The organism is Klenkia brasiliensis (assembly GCF_900100695.1).
Lineage (GTDB): Bacteria > Actinomycetota > Actinomycetes > Mycobacteriales > Geodermatophilaceae > Klenkia > Klenkia brasiliensis.
Genome location: NZ_FNCF01000001.1, coordinates 240,240 through 258,932 on the forward strand (window position 1 = coordinate 240,240; position 18,693 = coordinate 258,932).

At 75.9% G+C, this 18,693-nt stretch carries 22 protein-coding genes and 1 tRNA gene; 9 read left to right on the top strand and 14 right to left on the bottom strand.

Annotated elements, in window-relative coordinates; all coding sequences use genetic code 11:
* Positions 1 to 9: 9 nt before the first annotated feature.
* Complete coding sequence (locus tag BLT39_RS01265) at positions 10 to 447, bottom strand: SRPBCC family protein (RefSeq protein ID WP_091057369.1); 438 nt, start codon at positions 445 to 447, stop codon at positions 10 to 12.
* Positions 448 to 648: 201 nt separating this feature from the next.
* On the opposite strand from BLT39_RS01265, the gene BLT39_RS01270 reads away from it, so the two are divergent.
* Positions 649 to 2,190 carry an APC family permease gene (locus tag BLT39_RS01270; RefSeq protein ID WP_091057372.1) on the top strand — a complete coding sequence of 514 codons (1,542 nt, stop codon included), beginning with the start codon at positions 649 to 651 and terminating at the stop codon, positions 2,188 to 2,190.
* A 1-nt stretch (position 2,191) separates the two neighbouring features.
* Here the strand turns inward: BLT39_RS01270 and BLT39_RS01275 are convergent, their stop codons facing one another.
* From BLT39_RS01275 to pta, 4 genes are read right to left on the bottom strand one after another with little or no spacing between them, the layout of a single operon-like run.
* Positions 2,192 to 2,638 carry a VOC family protein gene (locus BLT39_RS01275; protein ID WP_091057376.1) on the bottom strand — a complete coding sequence of 149 codons (447 nt, stop codon included), beginning with the start codon at positions 2,636 to 2,638 and terminating at the stop codon, positions 2,192 to 2,194.
* Between the two features lie 10 nt (positions 2,639 to 2,648).
* Complete coding sequence (locus tag BLT39_RS01280; protein WP_091057379.1) at positions 2,649 to 3,080, bottom strand: helix-turn-helix transcriptional regulator; 432 nt, start codon at positions 3,078 to 3,080, stop codon at positions 2,649 to 2,651.
* Positions 3,077 to 4,240 carry an acetate/propionate family kinase gene (locus BLT39_RS01285; protein ID WP_091057383.1) on the bottom strand — a complete coding sequence of 388 codons (1,164 nt, stop codon included), beginning with the start codon at positions 4,238 to 4,240 and terminating at the stop codon, positions 3,077 to 3,079. Before BLT39_RS01285 ends, BLT39_RS01280 begins: the two co-directional genes overlap by 4 nt.
* Entirely contained in the window at positions 4,237 to 6,330 is a 2,094-nt protein-coding gene (gene pta / locus BLT39_RS01290) for a phosphate acetyltransferase (protein ID WP_091057386.1), read from the bottom strand. The genes BLT39_RS01285 and pta overlap by 4 nt, the downstream gene beginning before the upstream one ends.
* A 246-nt stretch (positions 6,331 to 6,576) precedes the next feature.
* On the opposite strand from pta, the gene BLT39_RS01295 reads away from it, so the two are divergent.
* The gene (locus BLT39_RS01295) at positions 6,577 to 7,557 is read left to right on the top strand and encodes a hypothetical protein (RefSeq protein WP_131801375.1); all 981 of its coding nucleotides are present in this window, start codon (positions 6,577 to 6,579) and stop codon (positions 7,555 to 7,557) included.
* Between the two features lie 10 nt (positions 7,558 to 7,567).
* On the opposite strand, the gene BLT39_RS01300 is transcribed toward BLT39_RS01295, so the two are convergent.
* From BLT39_RS01300 to BLT39_RS01315, 4 genes are read right to left on the bottom strand one after another with little or no spacing between them, the layout of a single operon-like run.
* Positions 7,568 to 8,227 carry a response regulator gene (locus BLT39_RS01300; RefSeq protein ID WP_091057392.1) on the bottom strand — a complete coding sequence of 220 codons (660 nt, stop codon included), beginning with the start codon at positions 8,225 to 8,227 and terminating at the stop codon, positions 7,568 to 7,570.
* Positions 8,224 to 9,390, bottom strand: coding sequence for a sensor histidine kinase (locus BLT39_RS01305; protein ID WP_131801376.1), 1,167 nt, complete (start codon positions 9,388 to 9,390; stop codon positions 8,224 to 8,226). The genes BLT39_RS01300 and BLT39_RS01305 overlap by 4 nt, the downstream gene beginning before the upstream one ends.
* An 18-nt stretch (positions 9,391 to 9,408) precedes the next feature.
* The gene (locus BLT39_RS01310) at positions 9,409 to 10,206 is read right to left on the bottom strand and encodes an ABC transporter permease subunit (RefSeq protein WP_091057399.1); all 798 of its coding nucleotides are present in this window, start codon (positions 10,204 to 10,206) and stop codon (positions 9,409 to 9,411) included.
* Entirely contained in the window at positions 10,203 to 11,117 is a 915-nt protein-coding gene (locus tag BLT39_RS01315) for an ATP-binding cassette domain-containing protein (protein WP_091057403.1), read from the bottom strand. The genes BLT39_RS01310 and BLT39_RS01315 overlap by 4 nt, the downstream gene beginning before the upstream one ends.
* Before the next feature lie 162 nt (positions 11,118 to 11,279).
* Between BLT39_RS01315 and BLT39_RS01320 the strand changes: the two genes are divergently transcribed.
* Positions 11,280 to 11,474: a hypothetical protein gene (locus BLT39_RS01320; protein ID WP_131801377.1), complete on the top strand. Its 195-nt coding sequence runs from the start codon at positions 11,280 to 11,282 to the stop codon at positions 11,472 to 11,474.
* 2 nt (positions 11,475 to 11,476) lie between these two features.
* On the opposite strand, the gene BLT39_RS01325 is transcribed toward BLT39_RS01320, so the two are convergent.
* Positions 11,477 to 11,549: transfer RNA gene (locus tag BLT39_RS01325), tRNA-Arg, on the bottom strand.
* Between the two features lie 177 nt (positions 11,550 to 11,726).
* Between BLT39_RS01325 and BLT39_RS01330 the strand changes: the two genes are divergently transcribed.
* Both BLT39_RS01330 and BLT39_RS01335 read left to right on the top strand, forming a co-directional pair.
* On the top strand, positions 11,727 to 12,059 hold the full coding sequence (locus tag BLT39_RS01330) for a GNAT family N-acetyltransferase (RefSeq protein ID WP_091057410.1): 333 nt from the start codon (positions 11,727 to 11,729) through the stop codon (positions 12,057 to 12,059).
* Between the two features lie 26 nt (positions 12,060 to 12,085).
* Positions 12,086 to 13,444 carry a cryptochrome/photolyase family protein gene (locus BLT39_RS01335; protein ID WP_091057415.1) on the top strand — a complete coding sequence of 453 codons (1,359 nt, stop codon included), beginning with the start codon at positions 12,086 to 12,088 and terminating at the stop codon, positions 13,442 to 13,444.
* 7 nt (positions 13,445 to 13,451) lie between these two features.
* Here the strand turns inward: BLT39_RS01335 and BLT39_RS01340 are convergent, their stop codons facing one another.
* Together BLT39_RS01340 and BLT39_RS01345 are read right to left on the bottom strand one after the other, a co-directional pair.
* A complete protein-coding gene (locus tag BLT39_RS01340; protein ID WP_091057419.1) occupies positions 13,452 to 13,883 on the bottom strand; it encodes a CBS domain-containing protein in 432 nt (143 codons plus the stop codon).
* A 56-nt stretch (positions 13,884 to 13,939) separates the two neighbouring features.
* On the bottom strand, positions 13,940 to 14,776 hold the full coding sequence (locus BLT39_RS01345) for an SCO6745 family protein (RefSeq protein ID WP_091057422.1): 837 nt from the start codon (positions 14,774 to 14,776) through the stop codon (positions 13,940 to 13,942).
* A 43-nt stretch (positions 14,777 to 14,819) separates the two neighbouring features.
* On the opposite strand from BLT39_RS01345, the gene BLT39_RS01350 reads away from it, so the two are divergent.
* Both BLT39_RS01350 and BLT39_RS01355 read left to right on the top strand, forming a co-directional pair.
* Positions 14,820 to 15,626, top strand: coding sequence for an Fpg/Nei family DNA glycosylase (locus tag BLT39_RS01350; protein WP_091057426.1), 807 nt, complete (start codon positions 14,820 to 14,822; stop codon positions 15,624 to 15,626).
* Complete coding sequence (locus tag BLT39_RS01355; protein ID WP_207507505.1) at positions 15,602 to 16,081, top strand: GNAT family N-acetyltransferase; 480 nt, start codon at positions 15,602 to 15,604, stop codon at positions 16,079 to 16,081. The genes BLT39_RS01350 and BLT39_RS01355 overlap by 25 nt, the downstream gene beginning before the upstream one ends.
* On the opposite strand, the gene BLT39_RS01360 is transcribed toward BLT39_RS01355, so the two are convergent.
* Both BLT39_RS01360 and BLT39_RS01365 read right to left on the bottom strand, forming a co-directional pair.
* A complete protein-coding gene (locus BLT39_RS01360) occupies positions 16,074 to 16,385 on the bottom strand; it encodes a putative quinol monooxygenase (protein WP_091059153.1) in 312 nt (103 codons plus the stop codon). The two genes, BLT39_RS01355 and BLT39_RS01360, sit on opposite strands and share 8 nt — an antisense overlap.
* Positions 16,386 to 16,414: 29 nt before the next feature.
* The gene (locus BLT39_RS01365) at positions 16,415 to 16,726 is read right to left on the bottom strand and encodes a DUF1905 domain-containing protein (protein ID WP_207507507.1); all 312 of its coding nucleotides are present in this window, start codon (positions 16,724 to 16,726) and stop codon (positions 16,415 to 16,417) included.
* A gap of 50 nt (positions 16,727 to 16,776) precedes the next feature.
* Here BLT39_RS01365 and BLT39_RS01370 point away from each other — a divergent pair, with 50 nt between their 5' ends.
* Positions 16,777 to 18,102: an FAD-dependent oxidoreductase gene (locus tag BLT39_RS01370; protein WP_091057430.1), complete on the top strand. Its 1,326-nt coding sequence runs from the start codon at positions 16,777 to 16,779 to the stop codon at positions 18,100 to 18,102.
* A gap of 62 nt (positions 18,103 to 18,164) precedes the next feature.
* Entirely contained in the window at positions 18,165 to 18,671 is a 507-nt protein-coding gene (locus BLT39_RS01375; RefSeq protein ID WP_091057433.1) for a hypothetical protein, read from the top strand.
* The last annotated feature ends 22 nt before the right edge of the window (positions 18,672 to 18,693 follow it).

Here is an 18,693-nt window from a genome sequence, read left to right on the forward strand (position 1 = left end):
GTCCCCGTTTCAGCGCAGCTCTGCGTCCAGCCGCTCGAGCATGCCCGTGTAGGTGCGCGCCAGGCCCTTCGGGGCGAAGGTGCGCTCGAAGAACCCGCCGATGCCCGAGGCGCCGTCCCAGGTGGTCCGCACCCGCACGGTGGAGGCGCCGGCGTCGGCCGGGTGCACCGTCCAGGTGGTCACCATCGAGGAGTTCTGGTCGCGCTCGACCAGGCCGTCGGGCCCGTCGGCGACCGCGACCAGCTGGTCGCGGACCCGCTTCTGGGTGGCGGCGAACCGCCAGTGCACCCGGGTGCCCCCGCCCTGGCCGCCGGCCTCGACGCGGTAGTCGCTGAACTGCGGGCCGGCGATCCGCTGCCGGGTGCCGGCGTAGTCGGCGAGGGCTGCCCGCACCCGGTCGGCGGGGGCTGCGACGACGTGCTCTGCGGTGGCGACGACCTGGCTCATGGCCCCAGTCTGCCTCCTCCGGGACAACCGGTCGCACACCCGTCCGACGACGGATTCCCCGCGGTCGAACCGGCCGCACGACGGAAACCGGCCCGTTGCCAGGTCCTTGACAGGTCGGCGTGACCGGCGCGAAACCTCGCCGCACCACGCTGCTCGGCGAACGCACCCCGGGCCCCGGGGGCCGAGCGAGCCGAGGCAGCCATGGCCATCAGCGACGCGCCACCGACCACCGCCGGCCGCGACGCCGCGGTCGAGAAGTCCAAGCTGCAGCAGCACTTCGGCCGGGCCGACGTCTTCTTCTTCCTGGTCTGCACCCTCGTCGGGATCGACGGGCTGGGCACGCTGGCCACCGAGGGCGGGCAGGGGTTCACCTGGCTGGTGGTGTGCACGCTGCTGTTCGCGGTGCCCTCGGCGATGCTGCTGGCCGAGCTCGGCGCGGCCCACACCGACGAGGGCGGGCCCTACGTCTGGGTGCGGATGGCCTTCGGCCACCTCGCGGGGGCGGTGAACAACTTCTTCTACTGGGTGACCAACCCGGTGTGGATGGGCGGGACGCTGGTCGGGACCGCGCTGGGCGGGCTGATCGTCTTCCTGCACGGCGGGGAGGAGTACTCGCGCCCGGTCACCTACGCCTTCGCCCTGGTGTTCATCTGGGCCGGCGTGCTGTTCGCCGTCCTGTCGTTCCGGGTGGGCAAGTGGGTGGCCACGGTCGGCGCGGTCGCCCGGTTCCTGCTGCTGGGGCTGTTCAGCGTGCTGGTGCTGCTCTACGGCGTGGAGAACGGCTTCCACGGGCCCAGCGTCGGCGACTACGCGCCGACCTTCGCCGGGTTCGTGGCGCTGGTGCCGCTGGTGCTGTTCAGCCTGGTCGGGTTCGAGCTGCCCAGCTCGGCCGGCGAGGAGATGACCGACGCCGCCCGCGACGTCCCGGCCGGGATCGCCAAGTCGGTGGTCGCCACCGGGCTGCTCTACGCCGTCCCGGTGCTCGGGATCCTGCTCGTGCTGCCGAGCGACCAGGCCAGCGGCCTGGCCGGCTTCCCCGAGGCGGTGCGCCAGTCCCTCACCGTGCTGGGCGGTGAGGTGACGACGGCGGCCGACGGCACCGTGACGGCGACCCTCACCCCGTTCTCCACCGCGGTGGGCTGGGTGCTGGGCGCCCTGGTCGCGCTGGTCGCCTTCACCAGCGGCCTCACCTGGATCATGGGGTCGGACCGCACGCTGGCGGTGTCCTGCTACGACGGCGCCGGGCCGCGCTGGCTGGGCCGGTTCTCCGCCCGGTTCGGGACCCCGACCAGGGTCAACCTGCTGTCGGGCGTCATCAGCACCGCGGTGTTCGTGGCGGTCACCGAGATCACCGACGGCGACATCGCCAAGTTCTTCGGCGTCGCCCTGTCGCTGGCCATCTCGACGACGCTCATCTCCTACCTGGGCATCTTCCCGGCCGCCTGGCGGCTGCGCCGGAAGCTCCCCGACCACCCGCTCCCCTACCGCGCCCCGGCGCTGGGCCTGCTGACCGTGGTGTCGACCGCGTGGATCGCGTTCTGCACCGTGCAGCTGCTGTTCCCGGGCCTGGGCATCGACTGGTTCGGCGACGACTACCGGGCCGACGGGTGGGCCGCGTCGGAGCGGTGGGTCTACCTGCTCACCGAGCTGGTGCCGCTGGCCCTCTTCGTCGCGGTCGCCGTCGGGTTCTGGGCCGCGGGCCGCCGCCAGGTCGACCGGGCCGACCGACCTGGCGGCCGCTGACCTACTGCAGGTCCTGCACCGTCATCGCCGCCGGGTCGAAGTCGCGGTGCTCGACCAGCACCATCCAGTTGCCGGAGTTGTCCCGCATCAGCGCCTCGACGCCGTAGGGCCGCTCGGCGGGGGGCTGGATGAACGTGACGCCCTTGGCGGTCAGCTCCTCGTAGGTGGCCCGGCAGTCGTCGACGGCCAGCCCGATGCCCGGCAGCCCGCCCTCGGCCTGGGCGCGCTGCATCGCCGCGACCAGGTCGTCGGACAGCGGCTTGCCCGGCGTGGTCAGGTGCACCGACAGCTCGGGCTGGCGCGGGTGCCGCACGGTGCACCAGCGGAAGTCCTCGGCCAGCTGGATGTCCTCCTGCTCCTCGAAGCCCAGGACGTCGGTGTAGAACGCCTTGGCCTCGGAGATGTCGGTCACCCACACGCTGACCAGCGAGATGTTCGAGATCGTCATGCCGACGACGCTAGGGCCCGGTGTCCCCCGCCTGCTTCTCCCCGCTTGCGGTCATCCCGCGCATGAACACCCAGCAGCCGGGGATCCGCGGCGCGCCGTTCGCCGCCCACCGCCGCTGGTAGGCACTCGGGGTCTCCCCCACCAGCTCCCGGAACCGGCTGGAGAACGACCCGAGGGAGGAGAAGCCGACCAGGTGGCAGACCTCGGTGACCGTCAGGTTCGTCGTCCGCAGCAGGTCCTGGGCGCGTTCGACCCGGCGCCGGGACAGGTGGGCGGCCGGCGAGACGCCGTAGGTGGCGGTGAACAGCCGCTGGAAGTGCCACGGGCTCAGCGCCGCGACCGCCGCGAGCTGGGCCAGGGTGAGCGGTTGGTCGTAGTGCCGGTCGGCGTGGTCACGCGCCCGGCGCAGGTGGGCCAGCACGTCGTCGTGCGCCCGGGTCATCCCGCGGTGACGGCCCGGGCGTGCCGGGCGATCTGCAGCTCCTCGTCGGTGGGGACGACGAGCACCGGCACGGCTGCGTCGTCGGGGCTGACCAGCCGTGCGCCGCGCCCGCGCGCCTCGTTGCGGGCGGGGGCGAGGACGAGGCCGAGGTGGCCCAGGCCCTCGACCACCCGGGCCCGCACCTCGGGGCTGTTCTCGCCCACGCCGGCGGTGAACACCAGCGCGTCCAGCCCACCCAGGTGCGCCAGGTAGGCGCCGACGTAGCCGCGGATGCGGTGGGCGTACACGTCGAGGGCGAGCGCGGCCTGCGCGTCCCCGCGCGCGGCGGCGGCCAGCACGTCGCGCAGGTCGCCGGTGCCGGTGAGCCCGGCCAGGCCGCTGCGCCGGTTGAGCAGGGTGTCGACCTCGTCGACGGTCATCCCGGTGCGCAGCAGGTGCAGCAGCGCGCCGGGGTCCAGGTCGCCGCCGCGGGTGCCCATGACCAGGCCCTCCAGCGGCGTGAGGCCCATCGAGGTGGCCACCGACCGGCCGCCGGACACCGCGCAGGCCGAGGCGCCGTTGCCCAGGTGCAGCACCACGAAGCGGCCGGCGTGGCCGAGGAACCGGGCGGTCTCCTGCGAGACGTACTCGTGCGAGGTGCCGTGGAAGCCGTAGCGCCGGATGCCCCGCCGCGCGGCCAGGTCGGCGTCGACGGCGTACGTGCGGGCCTCGGGCGGCATGGTCGCGTGGAAGGCGGTGTCGAAGACCGCGACCTGCGGCACCCCGGGGAAGGTGGCCCGGGCGGCGCGGATGCCCTGCAGGCCCGGCGGGTTGTGCAGCGGGGCCAGCGCGGCGAGCTCCTCGACCGCGGCCTCGACCTCGTCGTCGACCACCACCGGCGCACTGAACCGGGCGCCGCCGTGCACCACCCGGTGGCCCACGACGTCGGGCGCCAGCTGCGGGCCGTGCTCGGTGCAGGTGGCCATCATCAGGGCCAGCGCCGCCCGGTGGTTGGGCACGTCGGCGGCCACGGTGACCTCGCCGCCGGGGCCGCGGTGCGTGATCGAGCCCGCCCCGCCGATCCGCTCGACCAAGCCCGACGCCAGCACCTGCTCCGCGCCGTCCAGCAGCTGGTACTTCAGCGAGGAGGACCCGCTGTTGACCACCAGGACCGTGGTCACCGGCCGGCCGCCTGCACCGCGGTGATGGCGATGGTGTTGACGATGTCGCGCACGGTGGCTCCCCGGGACAGGTCGTTGACCGGCTTGTTCAGCCCCTGCAGCACCGGGCCGATGGCCACCGCGCCGGCCGAGCGCTGCACCGCCTTGTAGGTGTTGTTGCCGGTGTTCAGGTCGGGGAAGACGAACACCGTGGCCCGCCCGGCCACCGCCGACCCGGGCATCTTCGCCGCGCCCACCTCGGGGTCGGCGGCGGCGTCGTACTGCATCGGGCCGTCGACGACGAGCTCCGGCGCGCGCTCGCGCACCAGCCGGGTCGCCTCGCGCACCTTGTCCACGTCGGCGCCCGAGCCCGACGTCCCGGTGGAGTAGGACAGCATGGCCACCCGCGGCTCGATGCCGAACTCCGCGGCGGTGGCCGCCGAGGAGATCGCGATGTCGGCCAGCTGCGCCGCGTCGGGCAGCGGGTTGACCGCGCAGTCGCCGTAGACCAGCACCCGGTCGGCCAGCGCCATGAGGAACACGCTGGAGACCACCGAGACCCCCGGCCGGGTGCGGATGACCTCGAAGGCCGGCCGGATGGTGTGCGCGGTGGTGTGCGCGGCGCCGGAGACCATGCCGCCGACCAGACCCAGGTGGACCATCAGCGTGCCGAAGTAGGACACGTCGGGGACCACGTCGTAGGCCGCCTCCGCGGTCATCCCGCGGTGGGCCCGCAGGGCGGCGTACTCCTGCGCGAAACGGGTGCGCAGCTGCTCGTCGAAGGGGTCCACGACCTCGGCCGCGGCGATGTCCAGGCCCAGCTCGGAGGCCCGGCCCCGGACCTTGGCCTCGTCGCCGAGGATGGTCAGCCGGGCGATCCGCCGGGCGAGCACGGTCGACGCCGCGCGCAGCACCCGGTCGTCGTCCCCCTCGGGCAGCACGACGTGCTGGTCGGCCGCCCGCGCCCGCTCGGTGAGCAGGTGCTCGAACATCAGCGGGGTGACCACGGTCGAGGGGCCGACGTCCAGCCCGTCGAGCAGCTGGCGGGTGTCGACCGCCTCGTCGAACAGCGCGATCGACCGCTCGGCCTTGCGCGGTGAGTCCGAGGCGATGAGGCCGCGGGTGTGGATCACCCGGGCGGTGGTGTCGAAGGTGCCCAGCGGCGTGCGCACGATCGGCAGCGAGCTGCCCAGGCCCGCGATGAGCTGCAGCACGGGGTCGGGCAGGTCGATGCCGCCGTTGAGCAGGATGCCCGTCGGCGAGGGGTAGGTGCCGGCCGCGTGCGCGGTCATCACCGCCAGGACGACGTCCGGCCGGTCACCGGGGACGACGACCACCGAGCCCTCCAGCAGCCGGGGCAGCACGTTGACCATCGACATCGCCGCCACGACGACACCCATCGCCTCGCGGTCCATCAGCGACGGGTCGCCGGCCACCAGCTCGCCCTCGACGGCCGCGGCGACCGTCGCGAAGGTGGGCGCGATGAGCACCGGCTCCTCCGGGATGGCCCACACCGGCCGGTCGGTGACCGCCTGCACGGCGGCGACGCCCTCGGTCAGCCGGTCGGGGTCGGCGCGGTTGAGCACCACGGCGACGACGGCGGCGTGCTCGGCGGCCAGCTCCCGCAGGGCGGGCTCGGCGACCGCGGCCAGCGTCCCCGGGCTGCGCGCCGGGGCCTGGCCCAGCTGCTCGGCGCCGGCCGGGTCACGCCCGCCCAGCACCAGGACGACAGGGGTGCCCAGGTTGGCCGCGATGCGGGCGTTGAAGGACAGCTCGGTGGGCGAGGAGACGTCGGTGAAGTCCGAGCCGACGACGACCACGGCGTCGCAGCGGGCCTCGACGGCCTTGTAGCGCTCGACGATGCGGGCCAGCGCGGCGTCGCCGTCGGCGTGCACGTCGTCGTAGGTGACGCCGACGGCCTCGGCGAACCCGACCTCGGCGGTGGCGCGGGCGAGCAGGGTGTCCAGCACCGGGTCGGTGGCGCCGCGGGCGATCGGGCGGAAGACGCCCACCCGGCCGACCTCGCGGGTCAGCGTGTGCAGCAGGCCCAGGGCGACGATCGACTTGCCGGAGTGGCCCTCGACGGAGGCGACGTACACGCTGCGGGCCACGGGGATCCTGTTTGGCTGGGCTCGTGGCAGGCGGCGCCGTCGAGCTGCGGGTCGCTGTCGTCGGCGAACGTAACCGGTGCACCGGCCTCCGGCAGCGCGACGTCCGCCGCCGGGTGGTCACGCTCGGTGAGGGCGCACCAGGACGGCCGTCCCGCCGTGCGCCGGGACGGCCCGCACCGGCGCCCGGCGGGCCACGGTGGCGCGGGCTCCGCTCCGGGTCGCCCGACGAACGGGGGTCCGACGGTGGTGGACGACGCACGGCGCCCTGCCGTGGTGGGCTTCGAGCAGCTGGTCGGGGAGTTCCCCGTCCTCGCACCGCCACCGGTGCCCGACCCGCGACCGCCCCGCCCGCCGGTGCGCCGCAAGCGCGCTCGGGGCTCCCGTGCCGCGGGGGCGGCAGGCATCGCCGGCGCCGTCCTGCTGCTCGCGGGCGCGACCGGCGCGGGCCCGGCCGCGACGCCGGGCTCCGCCGCCGAGGCGGTGGTCCCGGCCCCTGCACCGGACGCCGGCGAGGTGGGCACCGCGCAGCCCGCGCCCGCCGCCGCGCCGCCGCTGTCCCCGGCCGCGGACGTCGTGGCCACGGGGGTCCTCGCCCCGGAGGCCGCCACCGGGGAGGTCCGCGCCACCCGGGCCGCCGCGGTGGCTCCGTCCGGTGCACCGCGCACCGTCGTCCCCGGGGTCGTGACCGCCCTGGCTGACCCCGTGGTCGGGGTGGGCGCGGCCGGCCCGTCCTCGAGCGGCACCGGCACGGTCGGGTCCGGCACGGTCGGGTCCGGCCCGGTCGGCTCCGGCGGCGGGGCGCAGGCCCCTGGCGGCCCGGGCGCCGGCAGCGGCGCCGGGCAGGGCACCCCGGGCAGGCCTGGTGGCGGTCCCGCTGCCGGGCCAGCGGAGCCCGGGCCGGGGAACGGCGGCCCGTCCACCGGCGGCGCGTCGACCGGCGGCCCGTCCACCGGTCGCCCGGCGGGCGGTGGACCGGCGAACGGCGGCCCGGCCGGCGGCGGACCGGCGAACGGCGGCCCGGGCGAGCGGGCGGACGGCGGTGGCCCGGCAGGCGGCGGCCCGGCCACCGGCGGACCGGCGAACGGCGGGAACGGCGGGCCGGGCGGCCGGGCACCCGGCGGGCCAGGGTCCGACGGGGCCGGCCACGGCGGCCCGGGCGGACCCGGTCCCGGTGCTGGCGCCGGCCCGGGCGGCAACGGCCACGGTCCGGGCGGGCCGCACCGCTGACCGGGGCCGGTCAGCCGCCCTCGGGGCGCACGAGACCGGTCTCGTAGGCCAGCACCGCGGCCTGGGTGCGGTCGCGCAGGCCCGTCTTGCCCAGGATCCGGCCGACGTGGGTCTTCACGGTGAGCTCCGAGAGCACCAGCTCGGCGGCCACCTCCGCGTTGGACCAGCCGCGGGCCACCAGGGCCAGCACCTCGCGCTCCCGGTCGGTGAGCGGGTCCAGCCGGGCGTCCCGCGCGGTCGGGTCGGGCAGCCGGCCGGCGAAGGTCTCCAGCAGCCGGCGGGTGACCCGCGGGGAGACCACGGCGTCGCCGGCCGCGACCGTGCGGATGGCGGCGAGCAGGTCGGCCGGCTGCGTGTTCTTCAGCAGGAAGCCGCTGGCCCCGGCGCGCAGCGCGGCGAAGGCGTGCTCGTCGAGGTCGAACGTGGTCAGCACCAGCACCCGGCTGGGCAGACCCGCGGCGACGATCTGCGCGGTGGCCGCGACGCCGTCCAGCACGGGCATCCGCACATCCATCACCACCACGTCGGGCCGCAGCTCCCGCGCCAGCGCGACCGCCGCGGCGCCGTCCCCGGCCTGGCCGACCACCTCCAGGTCGGGCTGGCTGTCCAGCACCATGCCGAAGCCGACCCGCACCAGCGGCTCGTCGTCCACCAGCAGCACCGTGGTCATGCGGGCACCTTGCTCGTGCCGGGCACCGGGGCCAGCGGCAGCACCCCGCGCACGCGCCAGCCGCCGTCCGCCGGACCGGTCTCCACCGTGCCGCCCCACGCGCCGAACCGCTCCCGCATGCCGACCAGGCCGTGCCCGGGCGGGCGGTCGGGGTCGCGCGGGCGGGTGCCGCGGCCGTCGTCGGTGACCTCCACCTGCAGCCGGTCGGCGGTCCACTCCAGCGCGACCCGGGCGCCGCGGGCGCCGTCGGCGTGGGTGAGCGTGTTGGTCAGCGCCTCCTGCACCAGGCGGTGCACGGCCAGCTGCGCGGTGGCCGGCAGCGGGGACGGCGTGCCCCCGACGGTGAGCACCACGGGCAGGCCCGCCGCGCGGACCTGCTCCACCAGGGCGTCGAGCTGGGCCAGCCCCGGCGCGGGCGCCGGCGCGCCGTCCTCGTCGTCGCCGCGCAGCACCCCGAGCAGCCGGTGCATCTCGGTGATCGCCTCCCGGCCGGTGGCCGCGACCTGGGCCACCGCGGCGCGGGCCCGCTCCGGCGCGGTGTCGATGGCGTAGCCGGCACCGTCGGCCAGCGCGGTCATCACCGAGATGTTGTGCGCCACGACGTCGTGCACCTCGCGGGCGATCCGGGTGCGCTCCTCGGCGATGGCGGCGCGGGCCCCGGCGTCCCGCTCCCGCTCGGCGCGCAGCGCGCGGTCCTCCAACGCCTGCACCAGCGAGCGGCGGGTGCGCCGGTTGCGGCCGACGACCACCGCCACCACGGTCGCCGCGCTGAGCGGGACGACGGCCTCCCCGCCGGGCCGGCCGAGCAGGCCCAGCACCGCCAGGGTCAGCGGCACCAGGGCGACCACGGCGGTCGCGACGACCACCTCGCGCACCGGCCGGCGGTCGGCGACCCAGGCGAGCAGCCAGAACGCGACCGCCCCGGCGGGCAGCAACCGCTGGGGCTCCAGGTCGTGCCCGGCCCACCACGCCCCCAGCAGGGCGACGGCGACGACGAGGGCCGGGAACGGGGCGCGGTGGCGGGCCAGCGCGGTGCTCCAGAGCAGGGCCGAGACCACGACCGCGCCGGCGGTGAGCCCGCCGAGCCGCACGACCGGCCCCAGCGAGAGCACCGCCAGCACGGCCACCGGCGCGACCAGGCGCACCCGGGCCGACGTCGTCATGCCGGTCATCGTCCCCGCTCAGGCGTCGCGGGTGCGCAGCCGCCACACCGCGGCGGCCAGCCCGACCGCGACGTAGGCCAGCAGGACGGCGAACCCGGTCCAGGGCGCGAACTGGTCGGCGGTGGTGGTCAGCCGCAGCAGGCTGCCGCCCGCCGAGCTGGGCAGCCAGCGCACCACGTCCGGGCCCCAGTCGCCGGGCAGCAGCCCGCCGAGGACGGGCAGCAGGAAGACCAGCCCGAACAGCGTGGCGACCGCGCCGGCCGTGGAGCGCAGCAGCCAGCCCAGCGCGGAGCCGAGCAGGGTGATCGCGGTGAGGTAGAGCGCCGTCCCGAGCACCACCCGCAGCACACCGTCCTCGCCGAGGCCGGGCATGCCGTCGACGACCGCCGAGCCGACGGCGTAGGCGGCCAGCGAGCCGACGGCGGCGACCACCAGCACCAGGGCGCCGAGGACGGCGGCCTTGGCCGCGACCACGGGCCACCGCCGCGGGGTGGCGGCGAACGTGCTGCGGATCGTCCCGGAGGTGTACTCGCCGGTGACCAGGAGCACCCCGAGCACGCCCATCGCCAGCTGCGCGAGGTTGTAGCCGGCCAGCGCCAGGGTCAGCGGCTGGGCGAAGTCGACGCCGGGCGGCCCGCCGCCGGTCCCGCTGGGGCCGCCGGTGTCGGCGGTGCTGGTGAACAGCAGGCCGAGCAGCACCATGCCGGCCAGCGACCCACCCAGGACGTACCAGGTGGAGCGCAGCGAGCGGGCTTTCACCCACTCCCCGCGCAGGAGTCCGGTCGTCGTGGCGGTGTGCTCCAGGGTGGTGGTCATGCCGGCTGCTCCTCGGTGCGGTACTCGCGCTCGTCGGCGGTGAGCGCCATGAACGCCTCCTCGAGGGAGGCCTGGACGGGGGTGAGCTCGTGCAGCGCGATGCCGGCCTCCGCGGCCCGGTCGCCGACGACCTCCGGCGGCACGCCGCGGACCAGCAGCACGCCGCGCTCGGCGGACTCGACGACGACGTCGGGCCCGGCGAGCAGCCCGGCGAGCTCGGTGGCCCGCGGGCTGCGCACCCGGACGCCGTCGCCGCCGGCCCGGTGCAGGAACTCGGCGGTGGGCACGTCGGCGACCAGCCGGCCGCGGCCCATGACCACGAGGTGGTCGGCGGTCACCGCCATCTCGGCCATGAGGTGGGAGGAGAAGAAGACGGTGCGGCCCTCGGCGGCCAGCCGGCGGGCGAGGGTGCGGATCCACAGCACGCCGTCGGGGTCCAGGCCGTTGACCGGCTCGTCGAGCACGACGGTGGCCGGGTCCCCGAGCAGCGCGGTGGCCACGCCGAGGCGCTGGCCCATGCCGAGGGAGAACCCGCCGACCCGCTTCCCGGCGACCGCGGTGAGCCCGGCGAGCTCCAGGACGGTGTCGACCCTCCGCCGCGGGAGGCCTGCGGTGGCGGCGAGGGCCTGCAGGTGCGCGCGGGCGGTGCGGCCGGGGTGCAGCGCCCGGGCCTCCAGGAGCGCACCCACCTGCCGGAGCGGGTCCCGGTGCTCGGCGTAGGGCTTGCCGTTCACCAGCGCGGTGCCGGCGGTGGGCCGGTCCAGGCCCAGCACCATCCGCATGGTCGTGGACTTCCCGGCGCCGTTGGGGCCCAGGAACCCGGTGACGATGCCCGGCCGGACGGTCACCGTGACGTCGTCGACGGCGAGGCGCTCGCCGTAGCGCTTGGTCAACCCGTGCAGCTCGATCATGGCGTCCAGCCTGCTGGGCGCCGGGCCCGCCGTCGTCGCCCCCGCGGCGTCACCTCGGCCCGGTCCGCGTACTCCTGCAGGCGTAGCTCCTCCCCCGGGTGGAGGCCCGGGTGGGACCCCGGACCGATGTGCGGGGACGCCGCCGTCGCCAGGATCGACGGCATGGACAACGGGACGGACGGGGCGGAGATCGCCCGGGTGCTGCGGCAGCTGCGGCTGGCGGTGTTCCGCGGCGACGTCGTGGTCGACGCCGCCCGGCTGGACGCCTGGCCGCCGGGGGCACGGCTGGCGCTGGACCAGTGCGCCCGCCGGGCGGCGGCGCGCGGGCACCGGTTCGTGGTGCAGCGGGCCGCCTGAGGTGCCCCCGGCAGGATTCGAACCTGCGGCCTGCGGTTTAGGAAACCGTCGCTCTATCCCCTGAGCTACGGGGGCCCGGGTGCGGGTCGAGGTTAGCGGGCGCGTCGCTGCCGTCCGGGAACCCCCGGAGGAGCAGGATCGTGGTGCAGGACGGAAGCGGAAACGAGACGAAGCGGTTACCTTGTCTGTCCGGAGTCGAGCGCTGGCTCCACGTCCCGGCAGCGGAGCCGGGCAGGAGGTGGGACGAGCACGATGAGCAGCACGCAGCAGGTGCACGTGGAGGACGCCCCGTCCCGCGGGCGTTTCGAGATCAGCGTCGACGGCCAGGTCGTCGGCATGGCCAGCTACCACGTCGACGACGGCGTGATGACGCTCCCGCACACCGAGGTGTCCCCCGCCGTCGCCGGCCGGGGCCTGGGCACGGTCCTGGTGGCCGCGGTCCTGGCCAGCGCCCGCGAGCGCGGCCTGTCGGTGCTGCCCTACTGCTCCTTCGTCCGGCACTACCTGCAGCAGCACCCGGCCGACCAGGACCTGGTGCGCCCCGACGACCGCCCGCACTTCGGCCTGCCGCTCACCGCGCGCTGACCTCGCACAATCCGTAGGTTCGGGCGGTGCCGACCGCCATCCACTGGTTCCGCCGTGACCTGCGCCTGGGCGACAACCCCGCGCTGCTCGCCGCCCGCGAGGCCGGTGACGTGCTCCCGCTGTTCGTGCTCGACCCGGCGATCTGGGAGAAGTCCGGCGACCCGCGCAAGCACTTCCTGGCCGGCTGCCTGGCGGAGCTGCACGAGGCCACCGACGGCCGCCTCGTCGTCCGGCACGGCAAGCCGCAGGACGTCGTCCCCGCGCTGGCCCGCGAGGTCGGCGCGGAGACGGTGCACGTCGCCGGGGACACCGGGCCCTACGGCCGGCAGCGCGACGCCGCGGTGGAGAAGGCCCTCGGCGACGACGCCGAGCTGGTCCGCACCGGCTCCCCGTACGCCGTCGCGCCGGGCACCATCACCAAGGACGACGGCACCCCCTTCAAGGTGTTCACCCCCTTCTCCCGCCGGTGGCGGGACCACGGCTGGCACGACCCGGCGGCCCGCCCCCGGAAGGTGAGCTGGGCCCGCGCGGACGGCGAGGACCTGCCGGAGGCGCCCGACCTCGGCGACACCGAGGTGCTCGAGCCCGGTGAGGCCGCGGCGCACCGGCGCTGGAAGGCGTTCCTGGACGACCGGATCGAGGGCTACGACGACGAGCGCAACCGGCCCGACCTGGACACCACGAGCCGGATGTCGGCGCACCTGCACTTCGGCACCGTGCACCCGCGGACCCTGCTCAAGGACATCGCCGACTCGGGGAAGAGCGGCACGGGCGTGGAGACCTACACGACCGAGCTGTGCTGGCGGGACTTCTACGCCGACGTGCTCTGGCACCGGCCCGAGACCGCCCGCGAGTACTACAACCCCGAGCTGCAGGGGATGACCTACTGCACGGGGAAGCAGGCCGACGAGGACTTCGACGCCTGGGCGGCCGGTCGCACCGGCTTCCCGGTCGTGGACGCCGCGATGCGCCAGCTGCTCGCCGAGGGCTGGATGCACAACCGGATGCGGATGATCACCGCCAGCTTCCTGGTCAAGGACCTGCACCAGGAGTGGACCCGGGGCGCCCGCTACTTCATGCAGCACCTGGTCGACGGCGACCTGGCCAGCAACAACCACGGCTGGCAGTGGGTCGCCGGCACCGGCACCGACGCCGCGCCCTACTTCCGGGTGTTCAACCCGGTCAGCCAGGGCCAGAAGTTCGACCCGGACGGCGACTACGTGCGCCGCTACGTCCCGGAGCTGCGCGGCATCGAGGGCAAGAAGGTGCACGAGCCGTGGGAGGTCGCCGACGACCTGCCCGAGGGCTACCCCGAGCGCATCGTCGACCACAAGCACGAGCGGGAGGTCGCCCTCGACCGCTACGCCAAGGCACGCGGGCGCTGACCTGCGGTCAGGCCGGCAGCAGGTCCCGCTCGGCCGCGCGGGCGGCGATGTCGGCGTCGGTGCAGAACCCGCGGCCGCTGCGCTTGAAGCACAGCAGACCCAGCAGCCGGCCCTCGTCGTCGACGACCGCGGTGCGCCGCCGGCCCTCGGCCCGCAGCCGCGCGGCCACGGCCTGCACCGGCTCGGACGGCGGCACCGTGCGGCCCTCGAGCCGGCCCAGCCCGCCCACCGGTGCCCGGTCGGGCCCGCCGAGGTCCTCGCGCTCGACGACGGCGACCAGCCGGACGCCGTCGACCACCAGCAGCGCGTGCACGTGGTCGTCGGCGAAGAACGCCCGCGCCTGCCCGGTGGTGGTGCCGACGCCGCACGTCTTCGGGGCGCGCACCATCGCCTCGCCCGCGGTGCGGGCGGAGGAGCCCCCCGCGCACGGATCGCCCACGCTGCCCCTCCCTCCGGTCGTCACCGCCCAGCCTGCCCCAGTGCGCGCGGACGCGCTCAGCCGCGGCTGCGGATCCACTCCGGCAGGGTGCCCGAGTCCAGCATGCGCTCCCGCAGCGGGGTGACCAGCTCGACCAGCCGCAGCAGCCCCTCCTCGCCCAGGTGGGCCCAGCCGTCGATCGCGAGCAGGTCGGTGACCGTCTCCACGTCGTCGCGCAGGTCACGCCCGGCCCGGGTCAGCCCGTCGTCGTCGACCAGGCCGCGCAGCCGCAGCCGCTCCACCCCGGCCTCCCACTCGGCGTCGGTCCAGCCGCGGGTGGAGCGCACGAAGTCCACCGACCCCGACGCCAGCCCGCCGGTGACCAGGGCCTCCACCGGATCCAGGCCCGAGCTCTGCAGCGCGGTGACGTGGCCGTCACCGCGGTGCTCGCGCAGCAGCAGGCCGGCGTGCCAGAGCTGCAGCAGCGGGTCCTCGGGCCACTCCTGCGCCGACCACGCGGCGTGGATGGGCCGACCCGCCTGGCTCAGGCCGGCGCAGGCCTCGCGGGCCAGGTCCACGGCCTCGGCGACGTCCGGCTCGCCCAGCACGTCGTGCAGCCGGGTCGCGACCGCCTCGCGGCGGGCCGCGGCCCACTCCTCCGGTGCTGCTGCGTCCCACACCGCGGGGACGGCGGCGTGCACCAGCTGCGGGGCGAAGACGTAGAACGTGGCGACGACGAGCTCGGGCCGGCACGGGCCGAACGCCGAGGCCCGGGCGGCGAAGTAGCCGGCGCGGGTGGCGGGCACGCCGAACCGCTCGTAGGCCGCGTTCACCTCGGGGGCGAAGAACCCGGTGACGTGCAGCGTCTCGAGGGTCCCCCAGGCGCGGCGGGCCAGGGCAGGGGTCACGGTCATGCGGCGATCCTGCACCCGGGGCAGGATCAGCGGGTGATCGCCGGTGCCTGAGGGCCACACCCTGTTCCGCCTGGCCCGTGAGCAGCACGGGAGGTTCGCCGGCCGCGAGGTGCACGTGACCAGCCCGCAGGGCCGGTTCGCCGCCGAGGCGCAGCTGGTCGACGGCCGGGTGCTCGACGAGGTGACCTCCTACGGCAAGCACCTGTTCGCCGTCTTCGGCCCCGACGTGGTGCACGTGCACCTCGGGCTCTACGGCAAGTACACGACCGGCACCGGCCTCCCGCCCGAGCCCCGCGGCGCGCTGCGGATGCGCTGGGAGGGCCCCGGGGAGGACGGCGAGGGCGTCTGGACCGACCTGCGCGGACCCACCGCCTGCGAGCTCATCACCGACGGCGAGGTGCAGCTGATCCTCGACCGGCTGGGCCCCGACCCGCTGCGGAGGTCGGACCCGGGCCGGGCGTGGGCGCGGATCAGCCGGTCCCGGCAGGCCATCGGTGCGCTGCTGATGGACCAGTCGGTGCTCGCCGGGGTCGGCAACGTCTACCGCGCCGAGGTGCTGTTCCGGCACCGCATCTCGCCGTTCCGGCCCGGCAAGGGACTCACCGAGGCGGAGTGGGACGCGGTCTGGGCCGACCTGGTCGTGCTGCTGCGCGCGGGCGTGCGGGCCGGCCGGATCGTCACCACCCGGCCCGAGGACCGCAGCCGCAAGCGGGGTGCGGCCAGCCGGGTCGACGCGCACTACGTCTACCGGCGGGCCGGGCAGCCGTGCCGGCTGTGCGGCACCCCGGTGCGCACCGAGGAGATGGTGGGCAGGAACCTGTTCTGGTGCCCGACCTGCCAAGCCGTCTGACGGACCGTCTGACGATCCGCACCGACGACCTCGCCGACCCGCGGGTGCAGGAGCTGGTGGCCCTGCACGTGGGGTCGATGCGGGCGGACTCCCCGCCCGGCACCTCCTACGCCCTGGACCTGACCGGTCTCACCGGCCCGGGCATGACGGTCTGGACGGCGTGGGACGGCGACTCCCTGGCCGGGATGGTGGCGCTGTCGGCGGCCGGGGAGCTGAAGTCGATGCGCACCCACCCGGACCACCTGCGCCGCGGGGTGGCGGGAGCACTGCTGGACCACGCCCTGGCCGCGGCACGGGAGCGGGGGCTGGACCGGGTGGTGCTGGAGACCGGCACCGCCCCGCCCTTCGCCCCCGCCGTCGCGCTCTACCGGCAGGCGGGGTTCACCGACCGCGGCCCGTTCGGGGACTACGCGGCCGGGCCGGACAACCGGTTCCTGGAGCTGCGGCTCAGCTGATCGTGCCCTTGGCGTCGTCCCCGGCCGGGACGGCCTGCAGCACGTGCACCTTGAGCGGCTCGGCCAGGTCGTCCTTCACGCCCTCGCTGAGCTGGTTGAACGTCGTCCCGGCGCCGTGCGCCTCCAGGGCGGCGCCGTCGGACCAGCGCTCGACCATGACCAGCACCCCGCCGCCCTCGTGCAGCGCGTACAGCTCGCAGCCGGCCTCCTCGTGGACGGCGGGGACCGCCTGCACGAACGCTTCACGGACGGCGTCGAAGCGGTCGGGCTTGGGCGTGATGGTGGCGACGACGGTGACGGTCATGGTGGTGCCCTTCCCCGCACCGGAGGGGCTCACCCCTGCCGGAGCACCTGGACGTGCGCGCTCACGACGTCCCCCAGGTCGATGCCCTCCGCCCGCCGCAGGGCGACCTTGAGCGGGACCACGTAGCCGCCGTCGCGCGCCCACAGCGCCGTGGTGCTCGTCGTGCCGCCGACGCGCACGCGGACCGGCACCATGCCCCAGCCGTACGTCACCTGTCGGGCCACCTCGCGCACCTGGTCGGCGTGGTCACCGGTCACCTCGAGGAAGTGGTGCGGGGCGGGGCCGCGCCACTCCACCACCGGCCCGGTCAGGTCCAACTCGACGACGACGTCGCTGATCACGGCCCCAGCGTGCCCTGGTGCCCGGCGTGCCGGTAGGGCATCGTGCGCGCATGGACCGACCGTTGCGGGTGGCCGTCGTCGGGGCCGGTCCGGCCGGCATCTACGCGGCGGAGGCACTGGCCGACCAGGACGACGTCCCGGTGGCGGTGGACCTGCTGGACCGGCTGCCCGTGCCGTTCGGGCTGGTGCGGCACGGCATCGCGCCGGACCACCTCAAGATGCGGGCACTGGCCGACACCCTGCGGCACACCCTCGACCACCCCTCGGTGCGGTTCGTCGGGGACGTCGAGGTGGGCCGCGACCTGTCGGTGGCCGACCTGCGGGCGCACGCCGACGCGGTGGTGTTCACCCACGGCGCCTCGGGTGCCCGCCGGCTGGGCATCGAGGGCGAGGACCTGCCCGGGAGCCTCGCGGCCACCGACGTCGTCGCCTGGTACACCGGCCACCCGGACGCCGACCGGGCGCGGGTGGAGCAGGCGGTGGCCCGGGCCCGCGACGTCGTCGTGGTCGGCGTCGGCAACGTGGCCCTGGACGTGGCGCGGGTGCTGGCCCGCTGCCCGGCGGAGCTGGAGACCACCGACATGCCCCAGCACGTCCTGGACGCCCTCGCCGCCGCGCCGGTCGAGCGGATCACGCTGCTGGGCAGGCGGGGTCCGGCGCAGGCGTCCTTCACCACGCAGGAGCTGCGGGAGCTCGGCCACCTGTCCGCCGCGGTCGCGCTGACCGACCCCGAGGGGCTGGACGAGGAGTCCGAGGTCCGGGCGGTCGCCCGCAACCTGGCGACGCTGCGGGAGTTCGCGCAGCACGTCCCCGAGCCGGGCAAGGCCACCGTGCGGCTGCGCTTCTTCGCCCGGCCGGTGCGGCTGACCGGCGGTGACCGGGTCACCGGCGTGGTCGTGGAGCGGGTCGCGGTCGACCCGGCGGACCGGCTGACGGGCACCCGGGAGACCGAGGAGCTCGCCGCCGACCTCGTCGTCGCCGCCGTCGGGTACGCCGGTCAGGACCTGCCGGACCTGCCGGTGTCGGGCGGGGTGGTGCCCAACGAGGGCGGCCGGGTGCTGCGGGACGGCGCGGTGAGCCCGGGCGAGTACGTGGCGGGGTGGATCAAGCGCGGGCCCACCGGCGTCGTCGGCACCAACAAGCACGACGCCCGGGAGACCGTGGCCGCGCTGCTGGCCGACGCCCCCGCCCTGCCGCGGGTCGGGGGACCCGACCTGGTGGAGACGCTGCGGGCGCGCGGGTGCCGGCCGGTGCTGCTGGAGAACTGGCGGGCCATCGACGAGGCCGAGCACGCGCTGGGTGCCTCCCGGGGCCGGGCGCGGACCACCATCCACGAGCGGGAGGCCCTCCGCTCCGCCGCCCGGGTGCAGCGTTGATCAGGGAGGTTGATCGAAGTCCGTCCTCACTCACCAGATCTGGTGCAGAAGGACGGAGTTCCGTGCAGGAGGACGAGCCGATGCCGGTGACCGCGGTGGCGCTCATCGCGGCGGCCGCACTGCACGCCCTCACCTGCCTGCTGCTGACCACCTCGCTGCCGCAGTACGTGCCCGTCGTCTTCGACGCGTCGCTCGAGCCGGCCGTGGCCGGCACGCGGATGCTCGCCACCACCCTGGCCCTGGGCTACGGGGTGGTGGTGGCAGCAGCCACGGCCGTCGTCGCTGCGCGGACCCGGGTCGCCGTGCGCGCCGACCGGCTGCGGCACCTCGGCGCGGTCACCGTCCTGTTCCTGACGTTCGAGGTCGCGGCGGTGTACGGGCCGCTCGGCGGCGCCGAGGCGGCCTCCTGGACCGGTGCGGACGCCGCCTCCTACCCCTCGGCCAGCATCGCGGTCGAGGGGTTCCAGGCGTCCGGCGGGCAGCTGCCCACCGCGGCGCTGGTGGTCGCCGCGGTGTACCTGGCCTACCTGGTCACCTGGGCCGTCGTCGTCCGCCGCACCCGCCGCTGATCTCTCCCTGCACCGAAGTCCG

Coding starts and splice junctions, on each gene's coding strand:
- BLT39_RS01305 (WP_131801376.1), bottom strand. CDS start 9,390: ATGACGACGTCGGCCCGGGTGCGCCTGGTCGCGCCGGTGGCCGTGCTG.
- BLT39_RS01280 (WP_091057379.1), bottom strand. CDS start 3,080: ATGACCCGGGCGCACGACGACGTGCTGGCCCACCTGCGCCGGGCGCGT.
- BLT39_RS01330 (WP_091057410.1), top strand. CDS start 11,727: ATGAGCAGCACGCAGCAGGTGCACGTGGAGGACGCCCCGTCCCGCGGG.
- BLT39_RS01320 (WP_131801377.1), top strand. CDS start 11,280: ATGGACAACGGGACGGACGGGGCGGAGATCGCCCGGGTGCTGCGGCAG.
- BLT39_RS01270 (WP_091057372.1), top strand. CDS start 649: ATGGCCATCAGCGACGCGCCACCGACCACCGCCGGCCGCGACGCCGCG.
- BLT39_RS01345 (WP_091057422.1), bottom strand. CDS start 14,776: ATGACCGTGACCCCTGCCCTGGCCCGCCGCGCCTGGGGGACCCTCGAG.
- BLT39_RS01370 (WP_091057430.1), top strand. CDS start 16,777: ATGGACCGACCGTTGCGGGTGGCCGTCGTCGGGGCCGGTCCGGCCGGC.
- BLT39_RS01360 (WP_091059153.1), bottom strand. CDS start 16,385: ATGACCGTCACCGTCGTCGCCACCATCACGCCCAAGCCCGACCGCTTC.
- BLT39_RS01275 (WP_091057376.1), bottom strand. CDS start 2,638: ATGACGATCTCGAACATCTCGCTGGTCAGCGTGTGGGTGACCGACATC.
- BLT39_RS01315 (WP_091057403.1), bottom strand. CDS start 11,117: ATGATCGAGCTGCACGGGTTGACCAAGCGCTACGGCGAGCGCCTCGCC.
- BLT39_RS01300 (WP_091057392.1), bottom strand. CDS start 8,227: ATGACCACGGTGCTGCTGGTGGACGACGAGCCGCTGGTGCGGGTCGGC.
- BLT39_RS01265 (WP_091057369.1), bottom strand. CDS start 447: ATGAGCCAGGTCGTCGCCACCGCAGAGCACGTCGTCGCAGCCCCCGCC.
- BLT39_RS01310 (WP_091057399.1), bottom strand. CDS start 10,206: ATGACCACCACCCTGGAGCACACCGCCACGACGACCGGACTCCTGCGC.